Source organism: Pedobacter agri PB92 (assembly GCF_000258495.1).
GTDB lineage: Bacteria > Bacteroidota > Bacteroidia > Sphingobacteriales > Sphingobacteriaceae > Pedobacter > Pedobacter agri.
Window position 1 is genome coordinate 1 of the sequence record NZ_AJLG01000047.1, and the last position, 21,761, is coordinate 21,761.

15 protein-coding genes are annotated in these 21,761 nt (G+C 37.2%); 5 read left to right on the top strand and 10 right to left on the bottom strand.

The window, feature by feature from the left end:
• The 3 genes from ON09_RS08955 to ON09_RS08960 all read right to left on the bottom strand — a co-directional run.
• Window positions 1-738 (bottom strand): MFS transporter (locus ON09_RS08955; RefSeq protein ID WP_029204227.1); only part of this gene is annotated, 738 nt, incomplete at its 3' end.
• A 65-nt stretch (window positions 739-803) separates the two neighbouring features.
• Window positions 804-1,244 carry a RecQ family zinc-binding domain-containing protein gene (locus ON09_RS26640; protein ID WP_316927787.1) on the bottom strand — a complete coding sequence of 147 codons (441 nt, stop codon included), beginning with the start codon at window positions 1,242-1,244 and terminating at the stop codon, window positions 804-806.
• Window positions 1,184-2,695: a RecQ family ATP-dependent DNA helicase gene (locus ON09_RS08960; protein WP_316927788.1), complete on the bottom strand. Its 1,512-nt coding sequence runs from the start codon at window positions 2,693-2,695 to the stop codon at window positions 1,184-1,186. Before ON09_RS08960 ends, ON09_RS26640 begins: the two co-directional genes overlap by 61 nt.
• 206 nt (window positions 2,696-2,901) lie before the next feature.
• Here ON09_RS08960 and ON09_RS08965 point away from each other — a divergent pair, with 206 nt between their 5' ends.
• Complete coding sequence (locus tag ON09_RS08965) at window positions 2,902-5,994, top strand: amidohydrolase family protein (protein WP_010600727.1); 3,093 nt, start codon at window positions 2,902-2,904, stop codon at window positions 5,992-5,994.
• A gap of 211 nt (window positions 5,995-6,205) precedes the next feature.
• On the opposite strand, the gene ON09_RS08970 is transcribed toward ON09_RS08965, so the two are convergent.
• Window positions 6,206-8,401: a B12-binding domain-containing radical SAM protein gene (locus tag ON09_RS08970; RefSeq protein ID WP_010600728.1), complete on the bottom strand. Its 2,196-nt coding sequence runs from the start codon at window positions 8,399-8,401 to the stop codon at window positions 6,206-6,208.
• 269 nt (window positions 8,402-8,670) lie between these two features.
• On the opposite strand from ON09_RS08970, the gene ON09_RS08975 reads away from it, so the two are divergent.
• A complete protein-coding gene (locus ON09_RS08975) occupies window positions 8,671-9,387 on the top strand; it encodes a hypothetical protein (RefSeq protein WP_029204229.1) in 717 nt (238 codons plus the stop codon).
• An 87-nt stretch (window positions 9,388-9,474) separates the two neighbouring features.
• On the opposite strand, the gene ON09_RS08980 is transcribed toward ON09_RS08975, so the two are convergent.
• Window positions 9,475-10,665, bottom strand: a complete 1,191-nt coding sequence (locus tag ON09_RS08980; RefSeq protein ID WP_010600730.1) for a BaiN/RdsA family NAD(P)/FAD-dependent oxidoreductase — start codon at window positions 10,663-10,665, stop codon at window positions 9,475-9,477.
• Window positions 10,666-10,920: 255 nt separating this feature from the next.
• Here ON09_RS08980 and ON09_RS08985 point away from each other — a divergent pair, with 255 nt between their 5' ends.
• Together ON09_RS08985 and purE are read left to right on the top strand one after the other, a co-directional pair.
• Entirely contained in the window at window positions 10,921-12,060 is a 1,140-nt protein-coding gene (locus ON09_RS08985; protein WP_010600731.1) for a 5-(carboxyamino)imidazole ribonucleotide synthase, read from the top strand.
• 59 nt (window positions 12,061-12,119) lie between these two features.
• Window positions 12,120-12,611 (top strand): 5-(carboxyamino)imidazole ribonucleotide mutase, encoded by a 492-nt coding sequence (gene purE / locus ON09_RS08990; RefSeq protein WP_010600732.1) that lies wholly within the window; start codon window positions 12,120-12,122, stop codon window positions 12,609-12,611.
• Between the two features lie 60 nt (window positions 12,612-12,671).
• Here the strand turns inward: purE and ON09_RS08995 are convergent, their stop codons facing one another.
• Window positions 12,672-13,235, bottom strand: a complete 564-nt coding sequence (locus ON09_RS08995) for a YqgE/AlgH family protein (protein ID WP_029204230.1) — start codon at window positions 13,233-13,235, stop codon at window positions 12,672-12,674.
• A gap of 46 nt (window positions 13,236-13,281) precedes the next feature.
• Here ON09_RS08995 and pdxH point away from each other — a divergent pair, with 46 nt between their 5' ends.
• Window positions 13,282-13,932 (top strand): pyridoxamine 5'-phosphate oxidase, encoded by a 651-nt coding sequence (gene pdxH / locus ON09_RS09000; RefSeq protein ID WP_010600734.1) that lies wholly within the window; start codon window positions 13,282-13,284, stop codon window positions 13,930-13,932.
• A gap of 203 nt (window positions 13,933-14,135) precedes the next feature.
• Here the strand turns inward: pdxH and ON09_RS09005 are convergent, their stop codons facing one another.
• From ON09_RS09005 to ON09_RS09020, 4 genes are all read right to left on the bottom strand, one after another.
• Window positions 14,136-15,077 carry a DUF1735 domain-containing protein gene (locus ON09_RS09005; RefSeq protein WP_010600735.1) on the bottom strand — a complete coding sequence of 314 codons (942 nt, stop codon included), beginning with the start codon at window positions 15,075-15,077 and terminating at the stop codon, window positions 14,136-14,138.
• Between the two features lie 18 nt (window positions 15,078-15,095).
• Complete coding sequence (locus tag ON09_RS09010) at window positions 15,096-16,703, bottom strand: SusD/RagB family nutrient-binding outer membrane lipoprotein (protein WP_010600736.1); 1,608 nt, start codon at window positions 16,701-16,703, stop codon at window positions 15,096-15,098.
• Between the two features lie 10 nt (window positions 16,704-16,713).
• Window positions 16,714-19,812 (bottom strand): SusC/RagA family TonB-linked outer membrane protein, encoded by a 3,099-nt coding sequence (locus tag ON09_RS09015; protein WP_010600737.1) that lies wholly within the window; start codon window positions 19,810-19,812, stop codon window positions 16,714-16,716.
• Between the two features lie 1,089 nt (window positions 19,813-20,901).
• Window positions 20,902-21,744 (bottom strand): DUF1735 domain-containing protein, encoded by an 843-nt coding sequence (locus ON09_RS09020; protein WP_157258895.1) that lies wholly within the window; start codon window positions 21,742-21,744, stop codon window positions 20,902-20,904.
• Window positions 21,745-21,761: the final 17 nt, after the last annotated feature.

Sequence of the window (21,761 nt, forward strand, 5' to 3'; positions counted from 1 at the left end):
ACGTACACACTTTAATTGTTTCCAAACTTTAGTTAATTCGCTGAAACCATCTTTGATAATATTAGTCTTTACTTTTCCGGTTTGAGGCGTCCCATCGGGTAGCACCGCAAATGGTATCTGAGAAAAAGCAACCCACCAAAGGCCAACCAAAAGGAATGATAATCGCGGTGGAAATGATGCATCAACAATTCCAAACCATTCTGGTTTAAGTACAAAAAGAAAACAAATCAATTGAAGCACTACTGAGCCCACGTATCCGTAAGAAAATCCTTGTGCACTCACTCTGTCCTGGTGTTCTTCAGTTGCGATTTCCGGCAAATAAGAATTACTAAAAAGCACTCCGCCTATATAACCCATTGCTGCCAGTACAAAAAACAGAATACTGATTTGCAAAGTATCCAGCTTAAAAAAATACAAAGCCATACACGATAATCCACCCATGTAGGTAAAGAATTTCATGAACGATTTTTTATTGCCTCGCCGATCTGCAATAGATGATAATATTGGCAAGGCTAAAGCCATCATGAGGTAAGCAAACGACAATGCATAATTGGATAAAGAGGTATTTACAAATGTTCTGCCTAGAAAAGTTACCTTATCGCCATGTTCTTTTGTCGTAGTGATGATGGTGTAATAAGCAGGGAAAATTGTTGAAGTGATAACTAAATTATAGGCTGAATTTGCCCAATCGAAGAAAGCCCAAGAACGTATGGTTTTCTTATTGTTTTTCTCTATCATGGATAGGTTTTGAAAGTTGAATTTTTGGTATTGATAGTCTAAAATCGTAATTCGTAAATCTAAAATCAAAGATAATATTTCTTCCCGTCAGTTTTTATCTTACCTGCATCTAATAATTCTCTAATCGCATCTATCCTATCGTTTTCCACACCATTTTTGATATGATTGACCAAATCGTCTAAACCTAGAGGTTGTTGCTGAAGTAAAGAAATGATTTCATAAGAAATTTCATCAGTCAGTTTCGATTCATGCTCTGCTCTTTTTTCTGCAAGGCAAATATCGCAAACGCCACATTTCGTTGCATTATGTTCGTCGAAATAATTTAATAGCTGAATACTTCGACATTTACGCGATGTAGTATACGACACCACGGCATTGACCTGCTTTAGCAAAATATCTTTTCTGAGTTCGAGGTATTTTACGTCCAGATCAAAATGATCCATATCTACCCTTGCACGAACGTATTGCAGTTGTGGTTGATCAGTTTGTTGAATGTATGTGAGCATTTCAATGGATTGGAGTTTGTTAGCACAGCGATGATATCTTTAAAAGAAATGCCCAGTTTCTTGGCTAAATCTGCCTCATTAATTTTTACAAACCCATCAAATGCACCGCCATGAGATCTTAAAATAGTTTTAATCACGCCATCATAAGCTTTATTTTCAATTTGAAAGCGATAAACATCTTCATGCCCAACAATAAACATCAATCGGGAAGGTAAAAACACACTTTCAGATAAAGTGATGTAACCGTCATGCTCTAAAAATTTCAAAGCAGAAATTGTTTTTAACACGCTAATGTTAAAACGCTTACAAAAATCAGCTATATCAAAAGTAAAAGTGATTCCCTCTCCTGCTCCAAATGCCAATTGAAAATAATTCCCTAAATAATGATAAACTTTTCTGATTTCATCTGGCGATGGAAAACTGTTGATGTAGCGAGATTCCAGACTTAAAACATCAGATTGATTAGCAAGTAAAACGGCGTAACTTCGTTTCTCATCGCGACCAGCCCTTCCCGCTTCCTGATAATAGGCTTCCAAACTTTCAGGCAAATCCAGGTGCACTACAAAGCGAACATCAGCCTTGTCAATACCCATACCAAAAGCATTTGTAGCCACCATAATTCGGGTTATATTTTGCTTCCAATCTTCTTGTTTCTGGAAACGAACATCGCGTTCTAATCCCGCATGGTAAAAATCAGCTTTGATTTGATTGCGGTTAATAAAATTCGACACCTCAGCTGTTTCCCTGCGGTTACGAACATAAACTAAGCCTGTACCCTTTACGTTTCTACAAATTTCTATCAACTTTTTGTATTTATCTTCCTGCCCGAAAACCACGTAGCTTAAATTATCCCTGGCAAAACTTTTAACGAAAATCTGAGGATTTCTCATCTCGAGCCTTTCTATGATATCTTTGCGAACAAATTCTGTAGCTGTAGCGGTTAATGCCAAAATAGGTACATCTGGAAGAATTTCTCTTAGTTTGGAAATCTGCTGATAAGGAGGCCGAAAATCGTAACCCCATTGCGAAATACAGTGTGCCTCGTCAACAGCGATAAGATTAACGTTCATATAAGAAATGCGGACACGAACCAAATCAGATAATAACCTTTCTGGCGACAAATAAAGGAATTTGATTTTCCCGTAAATGCAATTATCCAGCAGTATATCGATTTCTCGTTTTCCCATACCTGCATAAATAGCAATGGCTTCAATTCCTTTTGATTTCAGGTTTTCTACCTGATCCTTCATCAAGGCTATCAATGGTGAAACAACAATGCAGATTCCTTCTTTCACTAATGCCGGAACCTGAAAACAAATAGACTTGCCTCCGCCAGTTGGCAACAATGCCAGGCTATCATTTCCTTCCAAAACGGAAGTTATGATATCTTGCTGTAATGGTCTGAAAGCCTGGTGTCCCCAATACTTTTGTAAAATCTCTATTGCTGTCATAAATCGGCGGTATCAAAACTATAAAAAAGCTTGTTATATTACTAAATTGCGCCACAATTAATCAACTTTTAAATGAAGCAACTCTACTACCTGTCTGCGCTTACACTTTTATTTCTAACCACAAATGCCCAAGAAAAAAATGGGATGTAGAGAAATATCAGGGTACAACCAAAAACTTCACTTTAAATACCGATGAAGGTACCTGGATGAATGTTGACGTAAGTCCGGACGGACAGGAAATTGCATTTGACCTATTGGGTGATATTTACACAATGCCAATCGCCGGCGGACAAGCAAAGCTGATTAGTGGTGGAATCGCTTACGATGTGCAGCCAAGATTTAGTCCGAATGGGAAATACATTTCTTACACCAGTGATAAAAGTGGCGGCGATAATATCTGGATCATGAATCGTGATGGTTCAGGCAAAAAACAAGTTACTAAAGAAAGTTTTAGGTTGCTGAACAACGCGACCTGGATGCCAAACAGCGAATATATTGTAGCACGTAAACATTTTACAGCAGGCCGTTCTTTAGGTGCTGGTGAAATGTGGATGTACAACATTAATGGTGGCGATGGCGTACAGCTAACTAAACGTAAAAACGATCAGCAAGATGCCGGAGAACCGAATGTTTCGCCAGACGGCCGATATGTTTATTTTAGTGAAGATGTTACGCCCGGACCAAATTTCGAATACAGTAAAGATCCGAACGGCACAATTTACGCGATTCGCCAACTGGATCTAACGACAGGAAAATTGATAACATTAATTAATGAGCAAGGTGGCGCCTGCAGACCTCAGGTATCTCCTGATGGAAATTTAATTGCTTTTGTAAAGCGTGTCAGATTGAAATCTACATTATACGTTCAAAACATTAAAACTGGTGAGGAGTGGCCGGTTAACGAAGATTTATCTCACGATCAGCAGGAAACCTGGGCCATCTTTGGCGTTTATCCAAACTTCGCCTGGACTCCTGACAGCAAAAGTTTGGTGTTTTATGCAAAAGGAAAAATCAGGAAAACAGAACTTGGATCGTTGATTACTTCGACCATTCCCTTCCAGGCAAATACTGTTCAAACCGTTCAGCAAGCCTTACATTTCGAACAACAGGTTTTTAATAATGATTTCTCTGCCAAAATGTTAAGGCAGTTAACTACATCGCCCGATGGCAAAACAATTGTATTCAATGCTGCCGGATATCTTTACAAACAGGAATTGCCAAACGGCACACCTGAGCGCCTAACCAATGGTTTGGATTTTGAGTTTGAGCCTGCTTTTAGTCCGGATGGAAGATTTGTAGTTTACGTTAACTGGAGCGATGAACTTCGTGGGTCGATTAAAAGAGCAGATTTAAAATCGGGCAAAACCATAACTTTAAGTGATGAAAAAGGATTTTATTATTCGCCGCAATATTCTACCAAAGGCGATAAAATCGTTTTTAGAAAAGGAAGTGGAAATGATGTTTTAGGATATAATTATGGCCGCGGAACGGGCATTTTCATAATGCCTGCCAATGGTGGTTCAAAAACATTGGTATCAGATAACGGAATAAAACCATCATTCAATAATAGCGATACCCGAATCTATTTTCAAAGTTATGCCGATGGCAAGAAAGCTTTAAAAAGTATTGATTTAAATGGTGCCAATGAAAGAACGCATTTTACTTCTCAATATGCCAATCAGTATGTGGTTAGTCCGGATAATAAGTGGTTAGCATTTAATGAGCTTTTTAACGTGTACATCACGCCAATGATAAATGTAGGTGTGGCTCAAGATGCTTCGGCTGGAAATAAAGCCATTCCCGTTGCAAAAGTAACTACGGATGGTGGAACTTATATGCAATGGAGTACAGATAGTAAAAACCTACATTGGACTTTAGGCCCGAAATATTTCACCATCGATGTAAACAGTGCATTCAATTTTGATGGTTCTAAACCTAAAACTCAGGCCTCTTCCGTTGACATCAATTTAACTTTAAAAAGCGATGTGCCAACAGGAATTGTTGCGCTGAAAGGTGCCAGAATTATTTCGATGAAGGGCGATGAAGTGATCGAAAACGGAACAATTTTAACAGATGGCAATAAAATTACCTCAATTGGCAAAGTTGATGCAGTATCTATTCCTGCGAACGCAAAAGTGATTGATGTACATGGCAAAACCATTATGCCGGGAATTATTGATGTTCATGCGCATTTGCGCACTAGCCCCGATGGAATTTCGCCACAAAACGATTGGAGTTATTTGGCAAATCTGGCTTTTGGTGTGACCACTTCTCATGATCCATCAAGCAATACAGAAATGGTTTTCAGCCAAAGCGAAATGTTAAAAGCCGGGCGTATGGTTGGCCCAAGAGTTTATTCAACTGGCGGCATTTTATATGGAGCCGATGGCGATTTTAAAGTAGTGATTAACAGTTTAGATGATGCACTTGCAAATTTAAAAAGACTAAAAGCCGTAGGTGCATTTTCTGTAAAATCTTATAATCAACCTCGTAGAGAACAACGCCAGCAAATTTTAGAGGCTGCCCGCCAATTAAAAATGGAAGTTGTACCAGAGGGCGGTTCAACGTTTTTCCATAACATGAATATGGTTGCCGATGGCCATACCGGAATTGAACATAGTATCCCGGTTTTACCGGTTTATAAAGACGTAACTACGCTTTGGAACAATACAACTGTTGGTTATACCCCTACTTTAATTGTGGCTTATGGTGGTCAGTGGGGCGAAAATTATTGGTATGACAGAACGAATGTTTGGGAAAATGAAAAGTTGATGACCTACACACCACGTTCAATTATCGATTCGAGAGCAAGACGTAGAACCACTTCTGAATATAGCGATTACAACCATATTGATATTGCAAAAGCAACCAAACAGATTGCTGATGGTGGCACGAAAGTAAATCTTGGTGCTCACGGACAAATTCAGGGTTTAGGTGCACATTGGGAACTTTGGATGTTTGTTCAAGGCGGCTTTTCGCCACTACAAGCCATTAGAAATGCAACTTTAAATGGCGCACATTATTTAGGCATGGATAAAGAAATCGGTTCTTTGGAAGCTGGAAAATTAGCTGATTTAGTAATCATGGATGCAAATCCTTTAGATGATATTCGGAATTCAGAAAAAATTAAATATGTAATGATTAATGGCCGTTTGTATGATAGCGCAACGATGAATGAAGTAGGAACACGGGAGAAACTTCGCGGCAAATTATGGTTTGAAAGTGCAAAAGGAACTGGCTATGTCATTCCAAATGGAGAATCAGAAACCTGGACTTTTACTGTTCCACATTGTGATTAATTGAATTTTCAGTATATAAGGAATGTAAGTTTATGTAAGCACAGAATCTTATATTTTCTTACGTTCCTTATTTAATTAATTTTCCAGTAATAATCTTTGTTTTGAATTTGTATTACGCGAAATGTCATCCTGAGCTTGTCGAAGGACATTTAACAATTAATAGATAAGAGCGTTTCGACAAGCTCAACGTGACAATATCTTCTGAATATGGTTAAAGTACCAACAACCCAAATCCCCTCAGGGTATTTACCGGTTTCGAATACCAGAACAATTCGAAGTTTTCCATTTCTGCTTCAAAATCTGTTTTAACTTCAGCGAAAGAAAAAACCTTTTCATTGGATATATGGATTTTTTCTAAAATAGACGCCAACCACTCACCTTCAATTTTATTGGTTTGAATGGTAAAGCTTTCTTTTTTATCATGAAAAGTTAAGGAAGCCATTTCCCAGGTGTTTCCTTTTTTCGATTTAGTGAAAAATTCTGTTGATGGTTTTCCTCCTATCCACACTACTTTAGCGGTCGGTTTAGTATTGAAGTTATGATCGTCATTTAAAGCTCTTTCAATAAAATCAGCTGCAATTTTTGTTCTTGGAATTTTAAAATCGAACCAGTCTTGCAGTTCATAATCAAAACATATTCCATGCATAAAATTGAATAACGATTTTTTCAACCCGTAGCTAAATTTATTATGGTCGATACCGGTTTTATCAATGTAATTGATATCATTATTAGCGAACGTTCCAATGGCTTCTGTTTCTTTGACTACGCCAAATTTTTCTGGGTACATGCCCACCGGACTATGAGCCGTCATGGCGAACTGATGCCAGAAACCAGATTGTAAAATTCCGGCTTCAAATAATTGACGAACCATTTCCAAACTATCAACTGTTTCCTGAATAGTCTGTGTTGGGTAGCCATACATCAAATAAGCATGAACCATGATGCCTGCAGCAGTAAAATTTCGGGTAACTTTTGCCACCTGCTCTACCGTTACGCCTTTATCAATTAATTTCAATAGCCGATCGGATGCCACTTCTAAACCACCGGAAACGGCTATACAGCCAGAAGCTTTAAGCAACAAACATAAATCAGCAGTAAAGCTTTTTTCGAAACGAATATTGGTCCACCAGGTAACCGCCAACTTCCTTCGAAGGATCTCCAACGCTACTTCTCTCATTAAAGCGGGTGGAGCCGCTTCATCTACGAAGTGAAAACCATTCTGACCAGTTTTGGTATATAAATTCTCAATCCGATCTACAATTTGCTTCGCCTGAACGGGCTCATAAACTTTAATGTAATCTAGCGAGATATCGCAAAAAGTACATTTCCCCCAGTAGCAGCCGTGTGCCATTGTCAGTTTATTCCAGCGCCCATCGCTCCACATCCGGTGCATCGGGTTTACAATTTCGATTACAGAAATATATTGATCCAAAAGTAAACCAGAATAATCAGGAGTACCCACATCGGCTTGTTTGTAATCCTTTCTAAACGAATCGTTTTTATAGACCACTTCTTCATTTTCGAGCAAAAAAGTACGTTTGTACATTTGCATCTCTTTTGGTACCGTTCCGCTAATGTTTTGAATCAATAATTCAATTGGTAATTCTCCATCATCCAGGGTGATAAAATCGAAAAACTCGAAAACCCGTTTATCAGAAAGCGAACGCAATTCGGTATTTGGAAAACCGCCACCCATTGATATTTTTATTTCCGGGTGATTTGCCTTTACCCATTGCGCACACCGGAAAGCGCTGTATAAATTGCCAGGAAAAGGCACAGAAATCAAAAATAGTTTTGGCTGAACTGTTGCTATTTTATCCTGCAAGATTGAAATTAGGATTTTATCGATGTAGGTCGGTTGTTGTTGTAAAGCAGTATAAAGTTCATCGAAAGAGTTTGCGCTTCGGCCCAACCGCTCTGCATACCGACTAAAACCGAAATTTTCATCGATGCATTCTACAATATAATCGGAAATATCTTCGAGATAAAGTGTGGCCAAATGTTTGGCTTTATCTTGCGTTCCCATGGCGCCAAAAGCCCAATCCAACTCTTCTAGTTGTGCAAAGCGAGATGCTTGCGGTAAAAAATCATCTCCACAAATTTGCAGTGCCAAAGTTGGATTTTTGCCCTGCAGAAATGCGATTACGGCATCAATTGTTTTTAAGTACTCGTCTTTCAAAGCTAAAATGCGCTTTGTATTATCGCTTTTAGGCTTCTGATTATTAACCTCAAATAAATCGGTTAAACCTTTTTTGGAGAATAATTCTAAAATCACTTCAATGCCTAAATCAGCCTGTGTTGAAGAAATATTTTTGGTGTTCAAAAAACCTTTGATGTACGCCGTGGCTGGATAAGGAGTATTCAGTTGGGTAAATGGTGGCGTAATGGCGAAGATTTCCGTTTTCAAAAGAATTATTTTTCTGCAAAAGTAAGGGAATTTTAAGACTTCTAAGCTTATTAATGTCCGGCAGTCATTTCCAGCATTGTTGTCATTCTGAACACAGCGAAGAATCTGTAACGGATTAGCTCAACCTTAAGTCGCCTGTTAGTTTATTGGTAATGTATTTCAGCAATTTGCTATGTCATGAGATTCTTCGTACCAATGAATGAAATGGTAGATAAACTAAAACCTAAATCCAAACGTTTTACAAATACATCACACCTTTTTTTATCTAAATGAAAATCTTTAACTTCTTTATGCTGATGCTCTTTGTGCAGGTGAGTTTTGCGCAAAAAACGTTTTTGTTCCCGAAAGTAAAGTCTTCAGGCAGTTCTGTTGAACAACTTACTCCAAATAACTGGACAGTAATCGAAACTACATCTGGTGATTTGAACGGTGACGGAAGTGATGATGTAGCGGTAATTTACGAATCGGATAAAATTACGGATGAAGCCAGAACCTATGGAGACAACAATTCTGAAATTATTAAAGAAACGCAGAAGCCACGTATTCTGGCCATTTACTTTAAGGATAAAGTCACTGGAGGTTATCGGTTATCAACCCAAAACAATGATTTCATTTTACGTTCTGAAGAAGGGGGAAAACTTGGCGACCCACTAAACCAAATCGGAATTAAAGACCAGCAATTGTATTTGCGGTTTCAGGGAGGTGCCGAATGGCGCTGGGAAATGGGTTATACTTTCAAGTTTGAAAACAAAGATTGGTTTTTAACCAGTGCCATTAACCTATATTTCAACCAAAATACAGGCGACATGACTGAACGTGTTTATGATTTTAAAACCCGTGAACTGTTTACAACCGTTGGCAATTTACACCGTAGAGATGTGGCCAATCGCAAAACGAGTGAAGTGTTATACTTTTCTCAACTAAGGACCTTCAAAACGTTCAAAAAGCCTTGGGCTTGGGAAATTATGCCGAATGTTTATTTATAGTTTGCCACAGAAACATAGAATTCACGGAATGTTTCATTTTTTAAAGTGGCCGTAATTCCTCGGAACGAAGTGATTGTAAAGATAAACCTATATATTCTGAGCAATTACAAATCCGCTTGCCCAGGCCCATTGAAAATTATAACCACCTAACCAGCCAGTAACATCCAGACATTCTCCGCCAAAAAACAAACCTGGAATTTTCTTACATTCCAGAGTTTTGGATGAGATTTCGTTGGTATCTATCCCGCCACGCATTACTTCAGCTTTATCATAACCTTTATCGCCTGCTGGTTTTACTTTGAACTCGTGTATGGTTTGTTCTATTAACTGTATTTCAACATTTGTTAGTGATGCAACAGGCTTGCTTAAAGGTAAAAACTTACCTAAAGCATCAGTAAATTTCTTGGTATAAAATCTATTTAACAAAGTTGATAAAAGCGTTTTGCCGTTGGTTTTCCGTTCCTCATCCAAGAGTGAAACAATATTCTGATGTGGCAATAAATTAAGATTAACCACCTCACCCCTTCTCCAGAATGAAGAAATTTGTAAAATGGCTGGACCGCTTAAACCCCAATGTGTAAATAGAATATTTTCTTCGAAAGAAATTTCATCGTTGCTCACTTCGCAAAAAACTGAATTGCCTGATAGTTGCGCAAACCATTCTTCATCTTTTCCGGTAATGGTAAGCGGAACTAAAGCTGGCGCTGTTTCTACAATTTTTAAATTTTGTTTGCGGGCAAAGCGTAAGGCAAAATCTGTTGCACCCATTTTTGGAATAGGTAATCCGCCAGTTGCGACAACAAGTTTTTCAGCCGTTAAAACATTTTTTTTTCCATTCTTTTCATAACTAACCTGAAAGCCATTTTGTAATATCTCAATGTCTTTAACATCGGCGTTGCAACGAATTTCCTGACCCAAATCTTCGCAAATTGAAGTGAAAACCTGCACTACATCCTTAGCATTTTTATCATCCGGAAATAATTGTCCTAACGTTTTTTCCTTCCCTTGAATACCATAAGTTTCAAAAAAACCAATGGTGTCGTCAACCGTCCATTGTGTAAAAGATGATTTAATGAAATGTGGATTTGCTGATATAAATTGTTCTGCTGAAGCAAATTGATTGGTGTAATTGCATCGGCCGCCACCAGAAATCAAAATCTTAGCTCCGGGTTTTTCATTTTTTTCGAGTACAATTACCTTTTTACCCAAATAGCCAGCTTGTACTGCACACATCAATCCGCAAGCACCCGCACCAATAATTATTGCATCAGCATTCATGTAGCAAAGTTATAAGTTTTAGGTTTATAGTAGTCTTAGTTTTGTAATAGCCCCGATTGTAGTGGAAATACTTTTTGTTGCAGGTCTTCGACAAGTTCAGACTGGCAATCGCAAAAAGATTAAAACGGAAAGCGGGACCGAATTTTAATAATTGCAATGCCTTTGCGCTTCGAAATTTAAGTGATACAAATTAACGATTGTGCCTTTATCCTTGTTCTTTTTGCTATTTTTGCATCTTAAATATCTATCTCATTGATGGCAAAACAGATTAGCGAATTAAAACTAGGGATTTTAGGTGGCGGACAATTAGGCCGAATGCTCATTCAACAAGCGATTAACTATAATGTAAACTCGTTAGTTTTGGACCCTGACCCTGATGCACCTTGTAAACACATTGCAAATTATTTCGAGAACGGTTCGATAACAGATTTTGATACCGTTTATAACTTCGGAAAAAAGGCCGATATTATTACGATTGAAATAGAAAAGGTTAATATCGAAGCTTTAGAGCAGCTGGAAAAAGAAGGTAAACAGGTTTATCCACAATCGAGGGTGATTCGTTTAATCCAGGATAAAGGCGTACAAAAGCAATTTTTTAAAGAAAATGATATTCCCACTTCTCCCTTTCAAATAGTAAACACTAAGGAAGATATGGAAAACAGCCATATTCCTTTTCCCTATATTTTGAAACTCAGAAAAGATGGCTATGATGGTAAAGGTGTAATGAAAATTAATACTGCTGCCGATTTAGATAAAGCCTTTGATGCGCCTTGTATTATCGAAAAACTGGTCGATTTTGAAAAAGAAGTGGCCGTAATTGTTGCCCGTAACTCGAATGGAGATATGAAAACTTTCCCGATGGTCGAAATGGAATTTAACCCGGAGGCAAATCTGGTTGAGTTCTTGATTTCTCCATCTACTTATGCAGAAAGTTTACAGCAGAAAGCAGAAAATATAGCGAAGAACATCGCTTCATCTATGAATATCACAGGAATTTTAGCTGTTGAAATGTTTGTTTGCAGGGATGGCGAAATTTTGGTGAATGAGGTGGCACCTCGCCCACATAACAGCGGTCACCAAACTATTGAGGGTAATTATGTTTCTCAGTTCGAACAACATTTACGTTCTATTTATAATTTGCCATTGGGCGATACCACCAGCATCACCAATGCAATTATGATCAATTTGCTTGGTGAAAAGGGTTCTGAAGGGGTAGCTAAGTATGAAAATCTCGAAAAGATTTTAGCCATTGATGGTGTGTTCGTACATCTTTATGGTAAAAAATATACCAAACCTTTCCGCAAAATGGGTCATGTAACCATTGTTGATATCGACCGAGAAAAAGCTATTGAAAAAGCAAGATACGTTCAAAAAACATTGAAGGTTATTGCTTAGCAGAAAAAAGAGCAAAGAATAAGGAATAAAGATAAAAGAACTAAAGATTAGGATATAAAATGAGTGCTAAAGTAGGTATAATAATGGGCAGCAAATCTGATTTGCCCGTAATGCAAGATGCTGCTGACGTTTTAAAAGAATTTGGAGTTGACTACGAAATTACGGTTGTTTCTGCCCACAGAACACCCGAACGCATGTTTAACTATGCCAAAGAAGCACAAGCAAGAGGTTTAAAAGTCATTATTGCTGGTGCTGGTGGTGCTGCACACTTACCGGGAATGGTTGCTTCGATTACCACATTACCTGTAATTGGCGTTCCCGTAAAATCTTCTAACTCTATTGATGGCTGGGATAGTATTTTATCCATCCTGCAGATGCCAAATGGTATTCCGGTAGCAACGGTAGCTTTAAACGCAGCCAAAAATGCAGGTTTGTTAGCTGCTCAAATTTTGGCTACGGCTGATGAATCTTTGACTGTAAAAATGCAGGCTTATAAAGATGAGCTGCGAAGAAAAGTTGAGGAAAGCGCTGAGGAAATGAACAAAGTATAAATTTCTCTTTGAGCTTGGCGAATAGTATAATCCTTCGGCAAGCTCAGTATGACAATTTTATTAATTTAAACTTGGGTCTGTAGGGAAATTGCTTACATGCGCATACTTCGGGCCCAGGTTTACAATAACATCTCTCCAAAGTTTTTCATCATCGTTATTAAAAATCAAATCGGGGTGCGAAATGTCGCCGACCATCCATGCATTTTGCTCTAGTTCTCGGGTCAATTGCCCATCATCCCAACCAGAATAACCCATAAAAAATTTTATCTCATCTTCCTGAATGGCATTTGAGTTGATTAGGATTTTTAACGTTTCAAAATTTCCACCCCAATAAATGCCATTACCAATTTCTTCTCCACTTTGCAGTTTATCGTAAGCACGATGAATAAAATGTAAAGTATCTGCAGCAACCGGACCTCCAAAATAGATATGATTGTTTGCATCCCATAAATCTTGAATAACATCTTTCAATAATAAATTTCCAACCTGATTCAGAATATAACCTACAGTTCCATCAGCTCCATGTTCTGTTAATAAAACTACAGAGCGCTTAAAGTTAGGGTCAGCCATAAAAGGTTCTGAAATTAATAATCGACCGGTTTTTGGTTTTATATTGTTTAGCATGACGATAATCGTTTGTAGCACCATAAAAGATGCCTATTTTTGTTAAATGCAAGTTACAAACGAATTTCTACAAAACCTGCGCCAAGATTATAAAAGCGCCACGTTAGACGAATCTGACGTAGATAACAATCCTATTACTCAATTTAAAAAATGGTTTGATCATGCTGTGGAAGCACAGGTTTATGAACCAAATGTAATGACTTTGGCAACTGCCGATAAAGCTGGTAGACCTGATGCCCGTATTGTATTGTTAAAGGGCGTTGATGAAGATGGCTTCAGATTTTTTACTAATTATCTAAGTGCCAAAGGAAAAGAATTGAAACGCAACCCTTACGCTGCTCTGGTTTTCTTCTGGCCTGATCTGGAAAGGCAAGTGAGAATTGAAGGAACCGTAGAAAAGTTAGATAAAGAAACTTCTGAAGAATATTTCGTTACACGTCCGGCTGCCAGTCAGATTGGAGCTGTAGCATCTCCTCAAAGCCAGATTATTCCGAACAGAGCTTTTTTGGAAGAAAAATTTGAAGAATTAAAAAGTAAAAGTGATGGAAAGGCAATAGCTAAACCTGCACATTGGGGCGGTTATATTGTAAAACCAACCAGAATTGAGTTTTGGCAAGGCCGAAGAAGCCGTTTACACGACAGAATAAATTTTGAATTGGTAAAAGGTAGCTGGGTAAAAAGCAGGTTAGCGCCATAATAATTCTTTAAAAGTGAAAAGAGATCTGCTATCCAGCCAGACCTCTTTTCAAAAGAATCATTTAACTACCTAATTTTAGGAAGTTTCTTTTCGATCTGAATTCACTAGCTTGAAAAGTGAAAGAAAACGCTTTTGCTTCTAGCTGAACAAGATCAATTCAGCAACCAGCTGTTCGGCTGGTTGCTAAAAATAGTTAAGCAATTTTACGGTCTTGGACCAATGTATTTCAAAACCAAATTCATTTGTCTTGGCGCTGTAGTTTGGTTCCAATCGAAATTAAGCGTGAATGTTCTGGTAGCGGGATCGTAAGCATTTGCTAACCCTGCCCTATTGGCAAGTGTTGCATTTCCTAAAGCGTTCATGGTTATTGCATTTGTGGTTGTATTAATGGTAGCCCTCGTATTATCAATACCAGCTACACTAGATGAACCGCCAAACCACCTCATGTTCTGTACTTCAACTGTATTGGCGCCTGTTGTAACTAAATTAATATTTGGGTTTCCTGCGAGTGAACCATTTAATGTACTTGGATTTTCTACTACGCCCACTGCTGTAAAACGTGTTACCTGACCCGAAACCACTTGATAAATACCATCCCATTGGTTTTTCGCAGACATAATGAATACTCCTGTACCAAAGTTACCACTTACAATACCTGCAGAACTCGAAAGGATTTTAATACCCAAAGCATAAGTTAACGCAAAATTGAACGCCGAAGCTTTAACTTTTATAATCATTGTTGCTTTCTTTTGTCCTTTTGGAATAATCAAGGTGTTATTTGGTATAGTATACAGTGATGTTGGCAATATGGTTAAAGGTGCCGCTGTAGTACTCATCGTTGTTACGGCATCATTGAATATTCCTAATTGAATGGTTACATCAGATGGCGCCCCATTAACTCCGGTATAATTAACCGTAATAGGCACATCGACCTCTGCAGCAGCATCAAATGATTTTGTTACTGTAGTGTATGTAACAGTTGGAATACCAGCAGTTCTTGTCGGAGGCAAGTCTCCTAGTTCTACAAGTGCACTTTCACCACCATTTCCATCATCGGTAAAAATATTTTCTTCTTTTGCGCATGAGGTAAACAGACAAATACCAAATGCTAATATTGCGGTATATAGTTTCGATTGAATTTTCATCTTTGTTTTATTTAACTATTAATTATTATCCCAAAATACTTTTGTTGTAAAAATGTTAATTCCAGATACTGGAGGAACGTTAGGATTTAAGTTATACTCAGTAGTAGGATATAAATTTCTTACCGGCAAGCGATCAGGTGTTGGTGCAACTGATTCTATGGAAACAAACGTTGTAGCCGCAGCTGTTCCAGATATTCTTGGATAACCAGTACGTTTGTATTCTTGCCACGCTTCGTAACCTTCTATAAAGTTAAGTGCAATATATTTTTGTGTGATAATCGCTTCAAGTCTTTGAGCATTTGTAGTAGCAAGGTTATAATTTACCAGGTAATTAGTGTTTGCATTGGTTGTGTTAGCCGTTTTATAAGCATTCAAATAATTATCCAATACTGTAGCAGATTGCGATGCTGTTGATGTTCCTGTTTTAGCTAAATAATTATAAGATGCTTTAATACCATTTTCAAAATTAGCCAACGCAGTACCTGGCAAGCTACGTCCGTTTAATGCAGCTTCAGCCAGTAGGAAGTAAGTTTCCGAAGCAGGAAAAATACACAATCCCATTACTCTACTTTTAAGCAAACCTGCTGCCTCGGTCGAATTCAAACCTGTTCCTGTTCCAACATACCAGTTTGGTCCGCCAGAGTTTGGATTATTTGGTGCGCCAAGCTGGCCTCTAGGTGTAGTGCCTGCCGCAAATAACCTGTAAGTTAACGCACCTCTACCCGCATCAGTTAATTTTGTTCCATTATAAAATGAATACATCCAGGTAGTTGGGATGTAGGAAGTACCGGTTATTGTACCTGTATAAGATGATTGATAAGAATCCCAAACCGGATTTTGACGGGCACTTGTACTCACATAACCTGGCTGAATTAAAACATCTTCTAATAAGAAACCTTCTGATGAAAATGTTCCGAAAGCAGTATTTACGAAACCCGATAAAGGACCAGATTGCGCTCTTGTTAAAATTCTTAATTTAATATTATTAGCAAATTGAATCCATTTCGTAACGTTACCAGCAAATACAATATCAGCACCATTAACGGTTAATTTGGTAACAGTAGATGAAGATGCATTTGCTTTCAAAACAGCGATAGCGGCATCAATTTCAGTTACCAATGATTGATAAATAGCCGTTTGACTATCGTATTTAGGCGTTACATTATCAGCTCCAGTTAATGCTTCAGAATAAGGAACATCTCCATATTCATCTACCAAACGTTGATAATAATAAGACTTTAAGATTCTGGCAACACCATTGTATAGTGCATATTGCGGAGCTCCGGAAGTGCTGTTAATTAAATATTGGATGCTACGCAAATCTGAAAAGGCAGCTGTAAATAAGCCGGTATTACTACCACTATCAAAATTATAGGTGATCGTTGTACTTCCTACGAAAGATACTCCTCCTGCATTGGCCATGTAACCTACAATTCTTCCGCCATAGTTAAAATAGTTCATAAAATTGCTCGACATGTTATTTAATAATGCGGGCAATACCAATTGTGGCGTAGATGAGGTAGCTGAATTTGGATTTTCATTAATATCCAGGTAAGTTTTCTTACAACTTGCCAAGCTGAATACCAGTGCAAGTAATAGCGTTGTTATTTTATAATATTTTTTCATCGTAGTAATTTTAGAAGGTTAATGCTAAAGTTCCACCAAAATATCTGGTTGGAGGAGTTTGAGATAGTGAAGTTATACCCACAGCATTGCTATCAGAACCATTGCTACTTGTTTCTGGATCGCCTAATTTATTGGAGTTCGGTACCCAAATAAATAAGTTACGTCCTTGTGCACTTAAGGTAGCTGTTTTAATAAATTTAATGTCTTTCAATACTGATGAAGGCAGGCGGTATGATATTGAAAGTTCTCTTAATTTCCAGAAATTTCCCGAATAAATATAGTTACTGGTTGTTCCTCTGAATTGACTGCTCGACCAAAATCCTGAATTACCAGTTGAAACTGCTATATTTTCGTTTGCTACATAATTACCACTTGCTGCATCGAAATATGAAGAGTTAGGGAAAATGAATCTTTCTCTGTTATAGTAAACAGAACGAATACTCGATCCAGAGAATTCGAAAGTACTACCCGCACTTGAATACTGAACAAAATCACCTCTGTATTCAAATAATCCCGATAATGTTAAACCCTTCCATGATAAATTGAAATCTAATCCTAATCTATCTTTAGGCTGTGTATTGCCTAAAACGTTTCCTGTTGTGGTTCCTACCGGATTACCAGTATTGCGATCTACAACTACTCTACCTTGTGAATCACGAATATAGTCTGTGCCAATTACGATTGGATAAGTTTGAACATTAACATCTCCGAAAATGGTGCCACTATTTTGTACGCCAATTCGTGATAAACCTGGAGTTAGTGATAATAACTTATTTTCGTTATGCGTATAATTACCACCAACTTCAAGTTTCCAGTTACCTTTGTTATAAGCTACTACATGCAAAGTACTTTCCAAACCGGCGTTGGTTAGTTCTCCAGCATTAAGAAGATAGGTTGTAAAACCACTTGTTGGTGCTATCTGAGCATTGATCGCTTGTCCTGTTGATCGGGTTTTGTAATAGGTTACATCACCATAAATGCGACCATTAAATAATCTAAAGTCTGCACCAAATTCATAACCGTTAGTAATTTCCGGCTTCAAATCAGGTGAAACTATCGAAGCACTTGGTGTATAGCCTGTACCATAATTATAACCAGTTTGCGATCCAAAAGTTGAGCGTAATGCATAGGTATCAACGTTTACGTTACCAACTTTTGAAATACCTCCCCTTAATTTCAAATAATCTAGCACTTTACTTCCTTTTAGCCATTCAAATGCATCCGTTGGAATAAACGAAACATCAACAGCTGGATAAAAGAATGAACGATTTGCTGGTGCCAATACTGAAACCCAGTCATTTCTGCCAGTTACATGTACATACAACCATTTTTTATATCCTACAGTAAAATCACCCCAAATACCATATCTTCTGGTATTTTCAATATTTTCTACTGCGGTGGGTGTACCAGTAATGTTTCCAAGATTATATAAATATGGTACTTGTAAACCACTTCCTGTAGAGGCCATATTTTTATAATTATAGCTTCTTAAGTTCGCACCAGCCAAAAGGTTGAAAGAGAAATCTTTAATATCTTTCTTTACATTAGCAATGAAATCGGTATTGAAGTTACTGTTCTGAAACATACGTTCTGAAACATTACTCGCTGAGTTCGATTTATACGATCCCGAACCCAATACGAAATCTGTATAAGTAAAACCATCAGAACCGGTTTTGCTTTCGTAATTACGATTACTTAAAGAGGCCCTGTAAATAAAACTTAACCAGTCTGTTGGATGATAATTCAATTCGGCCAACCCTGTAATGTAAACGTTCTTTTGATACTGACGGGCATTATCAATAGAAAAATATGGGTTAGCGTAATAATCATTATAGTAATTATTCGGGTTTGCCCAACTGCGAAGATCCTGCCAGTCGGTATAGCTTAAAAGTGGAATTTGGGCCGGAGTGTTTAGTAAATTATTGTAAATACCTGCGGTATTCGGTGTAGTATCGTACTTGTTTTGAGTAAAACTGATATTATATTTTGCTGAGAAATTCTTTGTGATATTCCTATCTCCATTAAATCTTAGTGCTATCCTGTTATATTCATCTTTTGGAGTGGTTCCTTTTCCGTTAAGATATTGAGCTGACATATAAGTAGATGATTTTTCATCACCGGATGATAGCGAGAAGTCTGTTTGATTGGATAATCCAGTATCCCAAAAATCATATTTATCTCTATTAGGAGAATATTGTACCATTTGAGTCTGTCCAAATTGATTAACCCTACCTATTGGTCTCATGGTACCATCGAAAGCAGGACCATATTGTTGATTTTCAATTGGCTCATAAGTAACAGGGTAATCGTCTGTACCAGAACCAAATCGGTTTTGTAACTCCGGATAAAAACTGATTTTTTCTACAACAGTAGTGTTTGAAAGTTTAATAATTGGCGCACCTTGTTTACCACGTTTCGTGTTTATAATCAAAACACCATTGGATGCATCTGAACCATACAATGCAGCACCACTTGCTCCATTTAATACAGTTAGTTCATCAACATCATCCGGATTGATATTTCCAAGCAATTCGTTTGGAACGATAGCTCCGTCTAATACGATTAGCGCCTGGTTATTTCCAGTAATGGAGCGGTCACCTCGCAGCACTAATCTATAAGATGGATTTACACCTGTACCTACAGCATTAATTTGCAAACCTGCAACCTTTCCGTTTAATCCCCCAGCAATAGTTGGAGATTTACCTGCTGTAAGTTTTTCGGCATCAATCCTTGTAGATGCATAACCTTGTTCTCTTGCCGCCCGTTTGATACCCCCAGCCGCAATAACAACCTCATCTAATGTGCTCGCATTTGGATCCATAACCACATCAATAGTTTTAGATGATGTACTGATTTCCTTCGCGTTGTAGCCTACAAAGGTAAAAACTAAGAAATCTTTTTCGGATGACGGAACATTAATGCTATACAACCCTTTAGCATTTGTGACCACGCCCCGAGTGGTTCCTTTTAGCTTCACGCTTACACCAGGTATGGGCAGTCCATCGTCCTTAGCGGTTACCAAGCCCGTAATTGTTTTGTCTTGTGCATAGGTTTTCATACCAGATAGCACAAGAAAGAATAACAAACATTTAAGTAGTTTTCTTTTCATTTAAGTTTAGTTAATAGTGAATGATTAATAAAAAATATATCAAAGCCATAAAATTATAGCTGTAATATGCTAAGCAACATTTATAAATGAGGTAGAAATAGTTTGTTTGTTTTGTGAAAACCCAGTATTATGGATTTTCAAATCACTTCTTCAGTGTTTAATCAATAGAATTTCGCTAGGGATAGATAAATAACAAAAATTAAACAATTACTTAACACAATAATATCTCAAAAATACGTTGTGTCAAAATTTATTTATCAGATCATGTTGATTTTGATAAATTAACATACAGATGCGTTAATTTTGCATAGATATATCGCAATAAAATAAAAATTAATTGGTGTTTTTATATTTGAAATATATTTAACAATCAATAAACATTAATAAAAATTAAAATATGTTGCTTATTGCTTTATTTAATGAAGTATTCGATAAATAAATTCTGTCACTTATATATTTCAAAGGAAATAACATGAAATACATTGAATAAATTCCAATTTCAAGGAATACGATATTTAATTATACTGTTTTTGGAACTGATTAGCCAAACGCTTACAAAAGTTGCATAGCAGGAAAAATTAGTTTAGCCTTTGAAAGCTACCGTAAAAATAAATAGAGATACGCCATCCAGCCATATCTCTATTTTAACTAATCATTAACTAACCTAAATTTACTAGGAAGTACCTTTATAAAAACGTCGTTGTCATTACACTTCGACGGCTATTTTCTTTTATTTATCAAGCAATTAAAAAGCCTTTTTGTTTTCTTGATGAATCAAATTTCCGTCAAAAAACCTGATAAAAAAAGTTTGTATCGATGAATATCGGCTTTGTATCGATTAATCAATTGATTAAAAATTTTAACATTTCATTTAACATATTTTAACTTTATATTTTTGTTAATCAGCATTTTAAATATTAATAATTACATTAAAATCTCATGTTATTTTAAGCGATAATAATGACATCATATCACGTGAGAACTATGTAGGTCATACCAGGGATTTTATCGAATGAATTCTACAACTTAAATAAAATAACAAAGGCTTCACCATTTACGGTAAAGCCTTTTCTCTAATTTTTCGGTCATTTATCTTGACCCAGTATAAGTAAAAGTTTCTTCAAATGTTCTTGCACCATTTGCTTGTTTCCAAAATACCGTCATAACTTTAGTAGTTGGATTCCAGTTACTTCTTGTATCCTGTGGAGTTTGCACACCTAACGATGGACAAGTTACGGTAACTAAATTCGTTACCGGATCAACTGTATAGGTTACCACATTAGTATAGTTAGATAATAATCCTGGGTCGATTTGCACAGTATATTGTCCAATAGTTACCAATTTTGTACTCACTGATCTGTTTGGCAATAAGGATGTTGCTGCTGATGTTTTATAAGCATACACACCGTCATAATCATTTTTGGCAATTATTCTAAATAGTCCTTTTCCATAATTACCACTAATTGTTCCTGCTGAAGAAGATTTTATGATTATACCTAAAGCATAATTTTTAGTAAAATCAAAGGCAGCAGTCTTAACCTTGATATGCATTGTGGCTTTTTTTTCTCCTTTCGGAATAACTACCGTATACGTTGGTACGGTATAAAGCGAAACATCTAACACGGTAAGCGGTACCGCTGTAGTAGTCATGGTACTGACAATAGTTGGATCGAATGCCAAAGTAACGGTAACGTCTTCTGGAGCAGCATCTGCTCCGGTATAATTCACAACTATTGGACAATCAACCTCAGCTTGGGCTGCGAGTGATTTTGATGAAGTTGCATAAGCAGTAGAACTTGCTCTTGCAACTAAATCAGCAAGTTCAATTATACCTGACGAGCCGTTTTCAGCATATATCCCGTCTTCTTTGGTACATGATGATATGCCAAAAAACATAATCATCATGGCTAAATATATTTTATAAGTTTTCATTTCTTTATGCTTTATTG